The organism is Pseudoalteromonas sp. 11L1, from assembly GCF_055397545.1.
This window is the reverse complement of record NZ_AP041141.1, coordinates 1,239,178-1,255,700: the sequence shown is the minus strand read 5'-3', so window position 1 is coordinate 1,255,700 and position 16,523 is coordinate 1,239,178. Positions and strand designations below refer to the sequence as shown.

15 protein-coding genes are annotated in these 16,523 nt (G+C 39.9%); 3 read left to right on the top strand and 12 right to left on the bottom strand.

Features of this window, described 5'->3' with window-relative positions; all coding sequences use genetic code 11:
- Positions 1-274 precede the first annotated feature (274 nt).
- Positions 275-2,398, top strand: coding sequence for a S8 family peptidase (locus ACZ5WS_RS05805; RefSeq protein WP_464711104.1), 2,124 nt, complete (start codon positions 275-277; stop codon positions 2,396-2,398).
- 68 nt (positions 2,399-2,466) lie between these two features.
- Here the strand turns inward: ACZ5WS_RS05805 and ACZ5WS_RS05800 are convergent, their stop codons facing one another.
- From ACZ5WS_RS05800 to rplU, 7 genes are all read right to left on the bottom strand, one after another.
- A complete protein-coding gene (locus tag ACZ5WS_RS05800) occupies positions 2,467-2,940 on the bottom strand; it encodes a redoxin family protein (protein WP_464711103.1) in 474 nt (157 codons plus the stop codon).
- 64 nt (positions 2,941-3,004) lie between these two features.
- The gene (locus tag ACZ5WS_RS05795; RefSeq protein ID WP_178956610.1) at positions 3,005-4,945 is read right to left on the bottom strand and encodes a methyl-accepting chemotaxis protein; all 1,941 of its coding nucleotides are present in this window, start codon (positions 4,943-4,945) and stop codon (positions 3,005-3,007) included.
- A 192-nt stretch (positions 4,946-5,137) separates the two neighbouring features.
- Positions 5,138-5,512, bottom strand: coding sequence for a DUF3718 domain-containing protein (locus tag ACZ5WS_RS05790; protein WP_010391650.1), 375 nt, complete (start codon positions 5,510-5,512; stop codon positions 5,138-5,140).
- Positions 5,513-5,594: 82 nt separating this feature from the next.
- Entirely contained in the window at positions 5,595-6,086 is a 492-nt protein-coding gene (gene folA, locus ACZ5WS_RS05785; protein ID WP_171039647.1) for a type 3 dihydrofolate reductase, read from the bottom strand.
- 74 nt (positions 6,087-6,160) lie between these two features.
- Positions 6,161-7,312, bottom strand: a complete 1,152-nt coding sequence (gene cgtA / locus ACZ5WS_RS05780) for an Obg family GTPase CgtA (protein ID WP_138609008.1) — start codon at positions 7,310-7,312, stop codon at positions 6,161-6,163.
- 153 nt (positions 7,313-7,465) lie between these two features.
- Positions 7,466-7,723, bottom strand: a complete 258-nt coding sequence (rpmA, locus tag ACZ5WS_RS05775; protein WP_008114963.1) for a 50S ribosomal protein L27 — start codon at positions 7,721-7,723, stop codon at positions 7,466-7,468.
- Positions 7,724-7,739: 16 nt separating this feature from the next.
- The gene (rplU, locus tag ACZ5WS_RS05770) at positions 7,740-8,051 is read right to left on the bottom strand and encodes a 50S ribosomal protein L21 (RefSeq protein WP_138609006.1); all 312 of its coding nucleotides are present in this window, start codon (positions 8,049-8,051) and stop codon (positions 7,740-7,742) included.
- A 423-nt stretch (positions 8,052-8,474) separates the two neighbouring features.
- Here rplU and ispB point away from each other — a divergent pair, with 423 nt between their 5' ends.
- The gene (gene ispB, locus ACZ5WS_RS05765; protein WP_138609004.1) at positions 8,475-9,446 is read left to right on the top strand and encodes an octaprenyl diphosphate synthase; all 972 of its coding nucleotides are present in this window, start codon (positions 8,475-8,477) and stop codon (positions 9,444-9,446) included.
- Positions 9,447-9,522: 76 nt separating this feature from the next.
- Here ispB and mdh read toward each other — a convergent pair whose 3' ends face one another.
- Positions 9,523-10,455, bottom strand: coding sequence for a malate dehydrogenase (mdh, locus tag ACZ5WS_RS05760; RefSeq protein WP_008466462.1), 933 nt, complete (start codon positions 10,453-10,455; stop codon positions 9,523-9,525).
- Between the two features lie 225 nt (positions 10,456-10,680).
- Here mdh and argR point away from each other — a divergent pair, with 225 nt between their 5' ends.
- A complete protein-coding gene (gene argR / locus ACZ5WS_RS05755) occupies positions 10,681-11,148 on the top strand; it encodes a transcriptional regulator ArgR (RefSeq protein ID WP_008466460.1) in 468 nt (155 codons plus the stop codon).
- Between the two features lie 55 nt (positions 11,149-11,203).
- Here argR and ACZ5WS_RS05750 read toward each other — a convergent pair whose 3' ends face one another.
- The 4 genes from ACZ5WS_RS05750 to ACZ5WS_RS05735 are packed head-to-tail and all read right to left on the bottom strand — an operon-like array spanning position 11,204 to position 15,834.
- The gene (locus tag ACZ5WS_RS05750) at positions 11,204-12,103 is read right to left on the bottom strand and encodes a Dyp-type peroxidase (protein ID WP_464711099.1); all 900 of its coding nucleotides are present in this window, start codon (positions 12,101-12,103) and stop codon (positions 11,204-11,206) included.
- A gap of 39 nt (positions 12,104-12,142) precedes the next feature.
- On the bottom strand, positions 12,143-13,198 hold the full coding sequence (locus ACZ5WS_RS05745) for an ABC transporter ATP-binding protein (RefSeq protein ID WP_464711097.1): 1,056 nt from the start codon (positions 13,196-13,198) through the stop codon (positions 12,143-12,145).
- Complete coding sequence (locus ACZ5WS_RS05740; protein ID WP_464711096.1) at positions 13,199-14,830, bottom strand: ABC transporter permease; 1,632 nt, start codon at positions 14,828-14,830, stop codon at positions 13,199-13,201.
- Positions 14,830-15,834, bottom strand: a complete 1,005-nt coding sequence (locus tag ACZ5WS_RS05735; protein WP_178956613.1) for a Fe(3+) ABC transporter substrate-binding protein — start codon at positions 15,832-15,834, stop codon at positions 14,830-14,832. The genes ACZ5WS_RS05740 and ACZ5WS_RS05735 overlap by 1 nt, the downstream gene beginning before the upstream one ends.
- Positions 15,835-16,523: the final 689 nt, after the last annotated feature.

Sequence of the window (16,523 nt, the reverse complement as noted above, 5' to 3'; positions counted from 1 at the left end):
ACAAAGTTTCGGTAACAACAAGATAGCTGTTATATTGTTTTTAATTTATCAATAAAGATTAAATAATGATAAAAAACACCAAATAAATCTAATACATTAGGATCGTCAACACAATAAAAACAAATACAAAACGACTGAAAGGTTACTAAATTCACGGTTATAACTAAATGAGATAGGCACATACGTATTTAATATTTCAAAATTATTAACAGATCATTTACCTTTGTACCCGCTTTGTGGCTTTCCACAAATAATAATAAAACTAAGGGTAATTATGACTTCTAATAATTCATTTAAAAAATGCGCTGTTGCGCTAACAATAAGTACACTATTTGCAGCCAGCTCAAGCATGGCAAATCCAGCACAAGCAATCGCACCATCAATGGCTGAAACCTCAGTTAAAATGCAAAATCAAAGTGGGTTTGAAACTCAGTTCATTATCAAATATAAAAATAGTAGCGATATAATGAGTACATCAACAGCTGAAGCATCGCCTGCAATGATGAATAAAAAAGCGCAAAGCTTTGTAAAAAACTTCACCTCAAAAAAAGGTAAAGTTAAAGCTAAATATATCCGTGCAATGGCATTAAATGATCATCACGTAATGCGTGCTGACAAAAAACTCAATGCCGAAGAAGCGCAACAGTTTATGCAAGAAATAATTAATTCAGGTAGTGTTGAATATATCGAAATCGATCAAATGCTAAAGCCATTTGCCACACCAAACGATCCTCGCTATGGCGACCAATGGCATTACTATGAGCAAGCGGGTGGTCTAAATCTACCTACGGCTTGGAATACTGCCACAGGCAGTGGTGCAGTTGTGGCTGTTCTAGATACTGGTTACCGCCCACATGTTGATTTAAACGCCAATATTTTACCTGGCTACGATATGATCTCTAATCTATCAGTCGCTAATGATGGCAATGGCCGTGATAACGATGCTCGCGATCCAGGTGATGCTGTCGCTGCTGGTGAATGTGGTGATAATGGAGCACAAGGCTCTAGCTGGCATGGTACTCACGTAGCAGGCACAGTCGCTGCTGTGACTAATAATGGTGAAGGCGTTGCTGGTGTTGCTTACGACGCCAAAGTAGTGCCAGTACGTGTATTAGGTAAATGTGGCGGCTTGACCTCAGATATTGCTGACGGCATTATTTGGGCTTCAGGCGGAAACGTATCAGGTACATCTACAAACCCAAACCCTGCAGATGTTATAAACATGAGTTTAGGTGGTGCAGGTACATGTAGCTCAACGACTCAAAATGCGATTAATACTGCACGTAACAACGGCTCTGTTGTTGTAATAGCTGCAGGTAACGATAACGATAATTCTGCAAACTACAACCCGGGTAACTGTAATGGAGTTGTTAATGTTGCATCAGTTGGTCGTAACGGTGGCCGCGCATATTACTCAAATTATGGTAGCAATATTGATGTAGCAGCGCCGGGTGGCGCACAAAATTTTGCTAATGATTCTGAAGGTGTTTTATCTACTTACAACTCAGGCTCAACAACACCATCAAGCGACAGCTATGGTTTTTCGCAAGGTACATCAATGGCCGCCCCTCATGTTGCAGGTGTAGCAGCGTTAATCAAACAAGCAAAACCAAACGCGACACCTGATGAAATAGAAAATATTTTAAAAACAACAACTCGTGCATTCCCAGCAACTTGTACTAACTGTGGCACAGGTATTGTTGATGCTGCCGCTGCTGTTGCAGCAGCCTCTGGTGGTACACCACCGCCAACATCAGGTGATAATGAGCTTATTGATGGGCAAGCGAAAACAGGCTTAAGCGGTGCGACAAGTACACAAAACTTTTACACTATGACAGTCCCAAGCGGTGCTACTAATGTAACTTTCACAATGAGTGGTGGTACAGGTGATGCTGACTTGTATGTACGTGCTGGTAGTAAACCGACAACAAGCACTTATGATTGCCGCCCTTACAATGAAGGTAACAGTGAAGAGTGTTCTATCGATAACCCAACTTCAGGTACTTATCATATAATGCTAAACGGCTACTCAGCCTACACTGGCGTTAGTTTAGTCGGTAACGTCACAGGCGGTTCAGACTCAGGCACACCACAAGCGGGTGGCGGTACAGTATCTGATGTTTCTGCAACAGCAGGTCAGTGGAAGCATTACACGCTAGAAGTTCCTGCTGGCATGGCTAACTTCACTGTAACAACATCAGGTGGCACTGGTGATGCAGACTTATTTGTAAAATTTGGTAGTCAGCCAACCAGCTCAAGCTATGATTGCCGCCCATTTAAAACTGGTAACGCCGAAACATGTACATTTAGCAACCCTCAAGCAGGCACATGGCATTTAAGTGTTAATGCGTATCAAACCTTCTCAGGTTTAACGCTAAGTGGTCAATACCAGCCATAGTCCATCTACTCTTTTAATAAAAAGCCGATATATATGTATCGGCTTTTTTACTGATAAACGCAGATTAGTTATAGTTTAGCTAAAACGACTTCAGCGCTACTTATTACAAATTCTTTTTCTTGCTCGACAAATAATTGGTTAACAACACCATTATCTACAACCATAGCGTAACGTTTCGAGCGCAAACCACCAAAGCCTGCGGTATCTTTTTCAAGACCTAAAGCACGAGTAAAACTAGCATCACCGTCTGCCAGCATATCTATATGCTCTGCATTTTTTGACTCACCCCATGCTTTCATCACAAATGCATCATTTACCGATACACAGTAGATAGCGTTAATACCCTTAGCCTTAATTTTATCGGCTAGCGCGATATAACCAGGCAAATGAGCATTCGAACAAGTGGGTGTAAAAGCACCAGGCACCGCAAATAACACAACTTTTTTATCTGTAAATAATTCATTATTAGTGAGTGTTTGCATACCTTTATCACTAAGCTGAGATAAATTTACTGCAGGTATTGTCTGACCTTGCTCTATCATATTAATTCCTTAGGGTAATTAAATAGTCTTTTAGCATACAGATTAATATTTAATTCGTCTTCGATTAATCGCTGTTGTTATCTAAACCTAAACCTTCTTTAATAGATGTCATTTGCAACTCTAATTGCGAGCCTATATCAGCAACTAATTCACTCGACTCACTTACTTGGCTTTTCATATCATGCATTGATAGAGTAAAGTCACTAAGGAAATTACTTTGTTGTTTAGCCAATTCCATTGCATCAATCGCAACTTTATTAGCCTGCTGCGCATTATCTGCAACTCCTTCAGAGTTTGCTTTAAGCTCTTGAGCATTTGCAGTTTGTAACTGTGCATCCTCAGTTAATGCATTGATTTGTTTATAGACTTCTTGAGAGTTTTCGCTTAGTAGCGCCAATTGATCATTAATCTCTTTTAACGAACCTTGAGTCTGCATAGCTAATTGCCTTACCTCATCAGCAACCACGGCAAAACCTCGACCTTGCTCACCCGCTCTTGCTGATTCAATCGCAGCGTTGAGCGCGAGTAAGTTTGTCTGCTCAGCGATGGTACGTATGACCGTAATAATATTGCTTACTCCCTGTACCCCGCTCAGTAATTCCTGAACACTATGCATACCTTGCTCAATACGCTGCTGTGTATCAGAACTGGCATTAAGCATACTTTTGGCAAAACCAACACTTTGTTGCATTGCTTCATAAGTACTTTGAGCATTTTCAGCAGCTTGAGCATTGATATGATTAACTTGCTCGCCAAGTTGCTGAATATTAAGAAGCAGTTCTTCATTGTGATTTACCTGCTGATAACTCGCATTACTTTTTTGACCTATCGTGTATAAATGCCCACTCATCTGCTGCATGAAATCACTGACTACATTAAGCATATCTGCTCTTTCTTGCGCTTCCAAACGCTGGCGTTCAATTAACTGGTTAAAATACTGCGCTATTTCACCCACCTCTGTTTTAGGGTTATTCACTGTAATATTTTTTAACTCATTACTTTCGATTAAGAATGCAAACCCATCTCGCAGTTGTCGTAAAGGTTGTAAAACCTGTTTACGTTGCACCCAATAAACACCAAAAGCTAATATTACTAGTCCACCTATTGCTATTCCAAACACCCAGAACACTTGTTGCTTTACGGTATCTTGCTGCGCTTTTAATGTTTGCTCTGCCTCAATCACTGTATTTGATAGTAAGCTAATTTGTTCGCGTAACTCATTTGTTCCTGAACGACGTAGTTTTGATTGCGATAAAGTACTGCTTAAATCACGCAGATAACGTTTAGGCCAACTCACCAACTCTGCTTTTATTTCAGCAGCCAAATCTTCAGGTTCTTCATCTACAAATAAAGCAAATTCATCAACCTCAGTCATTACTCCTAAGTTAGGTAGCTGCTCAATTTTTACAGCTAGTAAGTTTAGGGTTTTTATACTTTGTTGCAGGTTTTTCTCTATCTCAGGTTGGTAATTATTTAGCAGCTGATAAGTCGATAGTGATAAATTAACCACTTCACTGTAATAATCACTCGCTAATTTATTGTAGCTAAGAGCGTTACTGGCTTGCGTTGATGCTTTTTGCGCATAATTCATAAGTGAAGAGGCTGAGCCGGCCATTTGTCTAAGCGCGTTATCTAACAGCGCCGTTTCATTGCCAGAGAGTTTTCCAAGTGATCTGTATTTACCATTAATATCTGTATCTAATAAAGTTAATTGTTCAGCTAAACGAGCTTCTAACTCATGAGGAAGCACCGTTAACTGTTGCGCTTTAAGTTGCTCAATCAAGGTAGATGATTGTTTTAAGTATTGGCTATTACCTTGCGCTAAGTAACTCTCTAATTGATTGGCAAGCTCAACCATTATGCTATTTTTTAAATGGCTGTATGCGCTATCTTGTTGCTGAAGCTTTAGTAATGTATGGCTTGCCCATAACAAGGTCGCGGCTAGAAGGATACTTGCAAATGTTAGTAAAATGGCTAGTAAACGGGTAAAAAATGATACACGCATAAATATATCTCAAAACTGAAATACACATAGAGTATTGAATTTTTATGACATATTTATGTAACAAGAGTAATAAGGATAAATACGTGAGGGAATTAGACTTAAAGGTAGTTAGACAGGATGTAAAATGACAATTTATCTAAGTAAATAAAAAACCGCGTTTAAACGCGGTTTTTTTATTAATTAAGCTTTTATTTAAAGGCCTGCACGGTCTTTAATAATAGGGATTAAAGGTGAGCCTGCATGATTTGCCTCAGCCCAAGCAATATCTGCACCGTCTTCAAGTGAGCTCTTAGATAAGTTTTTAACAATGTACTCGCCTGTATCAACTGCATTACTTGCAACAGCATGACGCAATAAGTTATTACCATTACAAAAAACTGCATCATAGATATTACGAACTTTCACACGTGAACTTTTTAATTTGCTACGTAGACGGTTTTTATCATCACCAGCAATGTATTCACAAACTGAAACAGCTAACTGGTCATTAGCGCTTGCAGGCGCAGTATAAGCAAACGAACCCGCTGCAATAGCAGCAATTACAACTAGTTTCGGTAATTTAATCATTGATTGGACACCCTATATTAATACTTTTTTCGTACTCGACTGTTTAATATTGTACCAACACGCTCAGATTTTGGCAATAATGTTAAGAGACTTTATTCAAAGTTACGAATTTATAACTATATTTATTTTTCTCATCAGGCGCCATCAACATTTCATCTTCAATTTGCCAATTTGCAACACTTTGGTAATCAGGAAACTGTGTATCCCCTTCTACATCTAAGTCTATAAAGGTTAGATACAAGCGATGTGCTTGCTCTAAGAACTGCTGATAGATGTTTCCACCACCAATAATCATCACTTCGGCAATATCATTAACAAGCTCAAGTGCAGCTTCAGGAGTGGTTACAGTTTCAATTCCCGGTGCTTGATATTCAGTATTGCGAGTAATAATAATATTACGACGTCCAGGTAGCGGCCTACCTATCGATTCAAATGTTTTACGCCCCATAATAACGGGCTTACCAGAAGTTACTTTTTTAAAGTGCTGAAGGTCGCCAGGTAAGTGCCATGGCATTTTATTATCTAAGCCAATGACACGATTGTTTGCCATTGCTGCAATCATTGAAATTATCACACTAAATACCCAATACTTTATTATTAATCAAAGAAAAAGGAGCGTTAGCTCCTTTTAAATATATACAATTATAGTTAACGCTCGTAGACAACTTCTACGTCGTAATCATCTTCATCCCAATCATCCCAGTCATCATCATCGCCTTTAGTGGCTTTTTGATGGTAGGTATCCCACTTAAATTCAACTTCTTCATCTGCAACTTCAACAAATTTTTCTTTAGGCATGTTATCAAGTAGCGTCATGATGTCGTGAATTAATGGCTGAGTATTTAATTTATTAATTGCAGCAATACTATAAGTATTTTCAGACTCACCTAACTCTTCTGCAATTTGCTCACATAGAGCTTTGGCTTCATCTTCAGGCAATAAATCAATTTTATTAAATACCAACCAGCGCGGCTTTTCAGCAAGCTTAGGACTGTACTGATGTAGCTCATTGATGATTGCAAAAGCATTATCAACAGGATTTGAGCCATCAACTGGCATAACATCAATAATGTGTAATAACACACGACAGCGCTCTAAATGCTTTAAGAAACGAATACCTAAGCCTGCGCCGTCCGATGCACCTTCAATTAAGCCAGGAATATCGGCGATGACAAATGACTTATTTGCTTCAGGACGAACAACACCTAAATTGGGGATAAGCGTAGTGAATGGATAATCTGCTACTTTTGGTTTTGCAGCCGATACACTGCGAATAAAGGTTGATTTACCGGCATTAGGTAAACCCAGTAAACCTACATCAGCGAGTAGCATTAGCTCTAATTTAAGGTTACGCACTTCCCCAGGTGTTCCGAGTGTTTTTTGACGTGGGGCACGGTTAGTACTTGATTTAAAACGCGCATTCCCCAAGCCATGGAAACCGCCTTTTGCAACCACAATTCGTTGACCATCTTGGGTTAAATCCCCTAATGATTCTTGCGTATCAACATCAATGATACGTGTACCTACCGGCACTTTTACAATCAGATCTTCACCTTTTTTACCGGTACAATTACGGCTTTGACCGTTAGTACCACGTTCTGCTCTATGAAAACGCTCAAATTGATAGTCAATAAGGGTATTTAAGTTTTCATCAGCTTGTAGATAAACACTACCACCGTCTCCACCGTCACCGCCATCAGGTCCACCATCTGGAACATATTTCTCACGACGAAAAGACACGATGCCGCTGCCACCGTCACCAGCTTCTGCGCGAATTTCTACTTCATCTACAAACTTCATGATTACTCACTTTAGGGATTGGCTTGTTAATAACTCTATTATATACCTAAGTGGCCTATAGAGCACACTGAGCATAAAAACACTTGGGTATATATTTAGAACTGCTTAAAACAAAAAACCCCGCAAAGGCGGGGTTTTTAACTACCTTACTGATTACTCAGCTACGATAGTTACGTATTTACGGTTTAAAGGACCTTTCTGTTCAAACTGAACTTTACCATCTGCTTTTGCGAAGATAGTGTGGTCTTTACCGATACCTACGTTTGCGCCTGGGTGGAAACGAGTTCCACGCTGACGAACAATGATGCTACCCGCTAGAACTGATTCGCCACCAAAACGCTTAACACCTAGGCGTTTGCTTTCTGAATCGCGACCGTTACGAGTACTACCAGCTGCTTTTTTATGTGCCATTTCTAAGTACCTCTAATTAAGCGCTAATGCTAGTGATTTTAACTTCAGTGAACCATTGACGATGGCCCATTTGCTTACGAGAATGCTTACGGCGTCTAAATTTAACAACCTTAATTTTCTCACCGCGACCGTGTGAAACAACCTCAGCTGTTACTTTACCACCGTTTACGAACGGTACACCAATCTCGATCTTCTCACCATCAGCAACTAAAAGTACTGAATCAAATTCCACTGCCGCACCAGTTTCAACGTCTAATTTTTCAAGACGAATCGTTTGACCTTCAGTCACACGATGCTGTTTACCACCACTTTGGAAAACCGCGTACATAATTAACTCCGTCTGTGCACCCTCAAATCGGCGCAACTAAAATATTCTTCGATAGGGCGCGAAGTTTACGCTAACGCGAAATAACTAGCAAGCCTATTTTTATAATTAAATGAATAAAAAGTAGCTACATTGAGGGCAATTCAATATTTCCCCTATTTTATATGAAAATCCCCCTTTGCCAAGCGCTTTTTAACGGTTACAGAAAATAAATTTGTAATAACAAAGCAAGCCCATGTAGTTCAATTAACCGCCAGGGGTGATTCAAAATTAAACCACGCCGTTTAATCATTTATTCAGCTAGTTAATAGGTCATTTAACCTACTTAAGGGTGTTTTTTTAAGGAATCATCACAAAATATCGAGCTGATGCGTTTTTTGTTGTACAATCTGCGCCGTTCACACATTAAAATTGGCTCGGAGATCAATGGATATAAAAGCTATCCAGGCGTTAATCGAAAGCGATATGAATGACGTCAATCAACTAATACATGCGCAAATGCGCTCAGATGTGGCGTTAGTTAATCAACTTGGTTTGTATATTGTTAACAGCGGTGGCAAACGTGTTCGCCCCATGTTAGCTATTTTGGCGGCTAAAGCGCTAGGTTACCAAGGCAAAGATCACATTACGCTAGCAACAATTATTGAATTTATTCATACCGCAACGCTTTTACATGACGATGTGGTAGATGAATCTAACTTGCGCCGTGGCACACCCACAGCAAATGCCGAGTTTGGTAATGCCGCAAGTGTCCTCGTGGGAGACTTTATTTATACTCGCTCGTTTCAGCTAATGGTAGGCCTTGGTAAAATGCAGATAATGCAAGTGTTGGCCGATGCAACCAATATTATTGCTGAAGGCGAAGTGCTGCAATTAATGAACTGTAATGACCCAGATACTACTGAAGCCAGTTATATGCAGGTTATTTACTCTAAAACCGCTAAGTTATTTGAAGCTGCAACCGGGCTAGCTGCCATTATAACTGAGCAAGATGACAGTGTATTAAACGCACTCAATTTGTACGGTATGCATTTAGGCACTGCTTTTCAGTTGGTGGATGATGTTTTAGATTACAACGCCGATGCCGACCAACTGGGTAAAAACATTGGTGATGACTTAGCTGAAGGCAAACCTACATTACCACTAATTTATGCCATGCAACACGGTAGCGAGCATCAAACACAGTTAATAAGAGATGCAATAGAGCACTGTAATGGTATGGCGCATCTAGATGAGATACTCGCTGCACTTAAACATACCAATGCCCTTGAGTTCACTATGCAAAAAGCAGAGCAAGAAGCAGAGAAAGCGATTGCTTGTTTAGATTGCTTAGCTGAGTCGAATTACAAGCAAGCATTAATTAGCTTAGCTAGAATAGCGGTTGATCGCGACCACTAAGTTATACTGTGTAGATAATTCCGAGCAATAAAAAAGCCTGCAAATGCAGGCTTTTTTTATGGGTTAATTTTGGCTATTACGCCATAAAATCAACACCTTCTTTAATGTCTTTTTTCAGAGTTTCAAGCATGTCATTTTTTGCTTGCTCTTCAAATGCGCTTAGTGTGCCGTAAGAAAGAATTTCTTCTACGCCATTTTTACCTAAACGTACTGGATGTGCGAAGTACTCTGCATCACCATTTTCAACAGCAACGTATGCATAATCTACAACGTCTTCACCTTGTAAGCCTTTAACTAAAGACATACAAAAACGTGCAGCAGCAGCGCCCATTGATAATGTTGCAGAACCACCGCCCGCTTTAGCATTAACTACTTCAGTACCCGCATTTTGGATACGTGGAGTCAGTGCAGCCACTTCTTCATCAGTGAAAGTAACACCTTCAACTTGAGAAAGTAACGGTAGAATAGTTGTACCTGAGTGACCACCAATTACTGGAACTTTAACGCTTGCTACGTCAACGCCTTTAAGCTCAGCAATGAACGCTTCTGAACGGATCACATCGAGTGTTGTAATACCAAATACACGCTTAGCATCGTAAGTTCCTGCTTTTTTAAATACTTCAGCAACAATTGGTACAGTACCGTTAACTGGGTTAGTAATAATACCCACAAGCGCTTTAGGACAGTTAGCAACAATGCCTTCTGCTAATGTTTTGATGATACCAGCGTTAACATTAAATAAATCAGCACGATCCATACCAGGCTTACGTGGCATACCCGCTGGAATAAGAACGATATCACAGCCTGTTAGTGCCTTATCTAAATCGTCTGCACCAAAACCTGCAACTTTAACATCTGTTGGGATGTGAGAAAGGTCAACAGCAACACCAGGAACTACTGGCGCAACATCATATAGTGATAATTCAGAGCCAGCTGGTAAGCCTGTTTTTAATAATAAAGACAACGCTTGACCGATACCGCCTGCAGCACCTAATACAGCAACTTTCATTGGAATTCTCCGTGATTTGAGGTAGGAAATATTTGTGGTTCATAAGATAAAGAAATTAACGACTAAAAACAAATTTATCCTGCTTATTTTAGCTATATTTTCGACCATAGTTGTAAACTTTGCTGTTTAAACGCAGCAAAATGGCAACTTAAGCAAACATCTGCTGCATAATTATGCATTTTTGTGTAGAATTTGCAGTATCTATTACATAACTAATTAGACACTATGCAACCACAAGATAAACAAGAAGCATTGGTTAAAGCCTTTAAAGCACTTTTAAAAGAAGAAAACTTTGGCTCACAAGGCGAAATAGTTGATGCGTTAAAAGAACAAGGCTTTGATAATATTAGCCAAAGTAAAGTGTCGCGAATGTTAAGTAAGTTTGGCGCGGTACGTACCCGTAATGCAAAACAAGAAATGGTATATTGTTTACCCGCTGAAATGGGGGTACCAACCGCTAAGAGCCCGTTGCGCCAGCTCGTTATTGATATTATGCATAACGAAATGATGATTATTATTCGCACCAGTCCTGGAGCTGCTCAACTCATTGCGCGTTTACTTGACTCATTAGGCAAAGCTGATGGCGTATTAGGCACTATTGCCGGCGATGATACTATTTTTATAGCACCAGCTAAAATCTCAGAAATAGACCTCACACTAGAGCGTGTTCGTATTTTATTTGATACGGTTTAATCACTAACGCTGTAATAAAGACGGCTATGAATAATACATAGCCGTTTTGTAATTGTTATAACTGCTTTAAAAATCGTACTGAGGGGGCAAAAAATGCAGAGCCCATATCCGCCTGAGTAAAATCAAGCCAGTGATCATAATTCTCTCCCTGCCCTAGTCGGCTAGTTAGCACTTTTTCGAATGCATCCCCTTTAGCAGAGCACGTAATCACTAACATACCTTGCTCATACACATCGCCATAAGGCATGCTTTGGTTAAGTAACAGTGCCTGACCTTGGTCATCTTTTAATTCACTGCGGGTCGCATGGCTGCTCTCAAGTGCGGGGCTGAGTAAGGTATTATCAAGGCGTGTGCGACCCATTATTTGCTCTTGTTCATGTAATGACAAATGCTGCCACAGGCTCAAGTCATGTTTATAGCGCTGCACATGAATGTAACTACCTTGGTCTTCAAAACTATCCGGTTTGTTTATTAATGCCGTTACACGCTTTTGACGGCCATGTGGGGTATCGCCCGCATAAATAAAGCCATTAAAATCACGGCCATCTAAAAAGCGAAAATTACGAATTTGCTCCACCAGCTCAACATCAGGGGTGAATAGTTTGAGTATTTGTAGTGCAAACAAATGATTCACGTCTTCTCTGTCTGAGCGGATTTGCACAAACAAATCACATGGCCTTGCACTCATAACAAAGTCGCTATGGGTAATATTAGGAAAGCTTTGCAGCTCACTTGGCATGAAGTCAGGTAAAATATGTGGCCAATATTGCGCACCAATTGCCACCATGCAAGAAAGCATAGATTCAGAAAACTGATCACTAAACTCATCTTCAATATCGCTCACTTTTTTAAGCTTAGCGCGAAGTGATTCGTCGTGACCGTCAAGTACATTAAAAAATAAGTGCAAACCGTGTAAGTTTGCTTCAGCACAAATCCCTGATTGCGCTTGCACCATTGTTATTCCTTACTTTTTAGAGCAAAACACAGTGATTAATTACGATTCAAAAAAATTCACAGTGTGCGGTTTTATTTTTATTATAACCTGTTCATTAATTTCAAATGACTGGCCATACTGAGCTGCAACTTCTATTTCTTGTTCAGCAATAACCACAGTGTATACATAGGCAGAGCCGATGAAACGACTACTTAGTATTGTAACGCACTCACACTGCAGCAGCTCGTTATTGTTATTAGTGGCAAGCTCAAGTTGGTGTGGACGCACATAAATAACCCCCTTTTCAGCGACTGCGTGTTGCTGTGGCAGTATTGATTTAACCACACCAAACTGCGTTTCATATTCAGTGGCTGTTAATGCAGTTGCGCTTAAGTATATGCCCTGACCCAGAAATTCTGCAACCTCCTTTGAACTTGGTTTAGCAAAAAGCTGCTCTGGGGTGCCTTGCTGCGCAATTTTACCCTGGTGCATAACAGCAAGTGTATCTGAAAATGCAAACGCCTCTTCTTTTGAGTGAGTAACAAATACTGCCGACACTTGTTGAGCTTTAATAATACGTCTTATATCAGCGATTAACTCAAATCGGACTTGGGTATCAATATTAGAAAACGGCTCATCTAACAATAGTAAGCTGGGTTTATAAGCTAATGCACGCGCAATCGCTACCCGCTGCTGTTGACCACCAGAGAGTTGATGTGGATATCTATCCGCGCAGCCAACCAAGTGCACAAGTTTTAACATTTCATCCACACGAGCCTGTTTATCCGTTTTGCTCATACCGCTTAGACCAAAGCCAATATTATTCGCCACCGTTAAATGTGGGAATAATGCGTAATCTTGAAACATCATGCCAATATTACGATGCTCTGGTGACACAAACGTATTGGCGTCACTGACTAACTTACCATCAATAAATACCTGTCCTTGTTTGGCTTCAATTAACCCTGCAATGGCTTTAAGCGTGGTGGTTTTGCCGCAGCCACTGGCACCGAGTAAACACACTATTTCATCTTTACCTAAGGTTAAGTCTAAATCATCTACAACCTTAATCCCGTTATATGCATAGCTTACACCTTGTAAAATCAAACTACTCATTTAACTACGTTGCTCCATTGAACGGTTAATAAAATATAACGGAATAAAACCTACCACCACTATAAATAAAGCTGATATGGAGGCCAGCTCTAATTGTTCGTCGCTAACATATTGAAACACGTGCGTAGCTAAACTTTCAAAATCAAAAGGCCTTAACAGTAAGGCTGCGGGCAGCTCTTTCATACACTCAATAAATACCAATAAACCAGCGGTTAATAAGCCTCGGCGTAATAAAGGCAAATGCACTAAGCGTAACGTGTGGCCTTGGCTTTTCCCCATTGACTGACTTGCCATATCAAGCGAGGGGCTAATGCGTGAAAAGCTTGATTCTATGGCACCATGAGCCACGGCGTAAAACCGCACTATATAAGCAAAAATAATAGTAAGTAAGCTACCAGTAAGTAATAAACCAATGTCTAAATCATAAGGAGTCAGAATACGGTTAATAGTATTTTCTAATAGGGTGAGTGGCAACAATACAGCAATAGCTAATACTGTCCCAGGTAGTGCATACCCGGTACTTGCTAAGCGCCCAGGTATAAGTGGGTTTACTTGTTTTGCAATGCGCTGATAAAACACCACTAAAACACTCAATACAATAGTCACTACACTCACTACTGCAGCCACTTTCAAACTTTGCCATGCATAGCTAAAAAATTCACTACTCCACGCTTGATCAAAATACGTGATTGCATACTTGAGCAAAACAACCATGGGAATAATAAATGAAATTATTAAAATAAGGCTACAAAAGCCTGTTGCTAACCATGCAGACTTACCTTTAAGAATATAAAGCGCCTCACTGTTCACACTTGACTGACGCTCAAATACAGCTTGGTTACGACGGCTAAAACGCTCGGTGATCAATGCTAAGAATAGCAGTAACAACATCACCCCTGAAATTTTTGCTGCCGCAGTTAATGAGTAATAACCAAACCAAGTATCGTATACTGCGGTGGTTAATGTACTGACTGCAAAGTAGCTAACGGTAGCAAAATCAGCCATGGTTTCCATGCTGATCAAAGCAAGTGCCGCAACAATAGCACCACGAGAAAGCACTAGGCTTACTTTAAAAAAGCTTTTCCATGCACTTAATCCCATTAATTGGCTTGCTTGAACTAATTTAAAGGATTGTTCACGTAGTGCGGTTTTAAAAATTAAATATAAATACGGGTAGAGTACCAGCGCAATCATGATGATAGCCCCTGGCAAAGTGCGTATATCAAAAAACCAGTAATCATTGGGTGATTGCCAACCAAACCAGTCTCTTAGTGTTATTTGTACCGGACCCGCGTAGTCGAGTAAATCGGTGTACACATAAGCAATAATATAGGTAGGCATGGCAAGCGGCAGCATCAATGCCCATTCAAACTGTTGTTTGCCAGGAAAACGGCAATAAGCGGTGAGCCAACCCAGTGGTAACGCAATAAGACAGCTAAGTAACCCTACACCTAAAACCAGCAATACGGTATTACTTATATAGTCCCACAGCACGGTATTCCACAGGTGGGTAAATACCTCTGAGTCGCCTTGTAAAGATTCTACTAGCAGAAAAAACAACGGGGTCGACAGTAATAACCCTGTCGACCACGCAATAAGCTGCCACTTCGACAGCTGAAATTTATAAGTCATTAAAGATCGAACTTCACCTCATCAATTAGCTTAAGGGCTAACGGACGATATTTGCTAATTTCATCAAGCGGTAAGCTGTCTTCCTTAAAGCTTCCCCATGATGCAACCAAACTTGAAAGCTTAACACCTGGCTTGACCGGATACTCCATATTGAGCGAGGCATACATATTTTGCGCCTTATTGTCGGTCATATACTCTATAAGTTTCAAGGCATTTTCAGGGTTTTTAGCATACTTAGTAATTACCGCACCCGATACGTTAATATGCGAACCACGGTTAGTTTGGTTTGGAAAATTAATATTAACCGCATCTGCCCACGGTTTTTGCGCTTCATCTTGCAACATTTTACCTAAGTAGTAACTGTTACCTAAAGCTAAATTACATAAACCTTCTTTAACGGCTTTCACTTGCGCACGGTCATTTCCCTGCGGCTTACGCGCTAAATTCGCTTTTACACCCTCAAGCCATGTTTTAGTCTGTACTTCACCATGATGAGCGATCATAGAAGCCACTAACCCTAAATTATAAGGGTGTTTACCAGAGCGAGTACAAATTTGACCTTTATATTCAGGTTCGGCTAAATCTTCATAACTCAGCTCAGGTAATGGACCTAAACGCTCTTTTGAAGAGTAAACATTTCGCACTCGCTTAGTGAGCGCCACCCACTGACCATCGCCATCACGAAATGCAGCCGGCACATTATTATTAACCTGCTCACTATCAATTGTTTGCGTTAGCTTTAGCTCTTCTAACTGAATTAACGCACTAAAGTTAGAGGTTAATACTAAATCTGCTTTGCTGTGCTTGCCTTCACGCTTAACACGTTCTATTAAGCCTTTTTTAGCAAACACAACATTAGTTTTAATGCCTGTTTGCTGTGTAAAATCATCTAAAATAGGTTTAATTAAAAAAGGTTGTCTAAATGAGTAAATATTCACAACATCGGTTGCAACAGCAGGTGCTGAGACAATTAGTCCAACGACAAGCGCTAGTGTTTTTTTCATATTTTCTTACCTGACTAATAATTATTATCATTAATTTTACCGCGATGAACTAAAAAGTGCACACTTTATATAATTACTTAGTGATAAATACGCCCAAAAAAGAAAACCCTTGTAAGATATCTCTTACGCTTATGGCAGTAAATGAGTAAAAACACCCTGCACAACACTCCACAAACATAGCAAGCCATTGTATTTTAAGTGATTTATAAATATTTCATTTGTAAGAACATAAACCATAAGCGGTTTTATACTACATTTACTGCAAATCACTCTCTATAATTAACCCATAAATAAGCAACGACGCTTACCGAGTAAATGGAAACGGATTAACTACTCGAATACCAAGGTTTGGTTTTTAGGATAACAGGGATTTAAGGACAGGCTCAGGATGAGTATCGCAATGGATTGTTGCACAAGGGATAGCATCAGGATGATGCATAATGGATAACAACATCGGAATAGTTGTTTATAAAGGATAGGGAACAAGAAGGACAGGCCCTTAGGGCAACACAACGGAATGGTAACAAAGGGAATGCACTCGGATGTGCAATAAGGATTGGTAATAGATTTTACCTTACAGGATGTTTTAGGGATTTATGGAGACAGGCCCGGATAGCCTATATTACATAGAACTAGAAAGTAATATTGTAATAACACGGATCGTAAAAATTGGAGTTGATTAGGTTCAA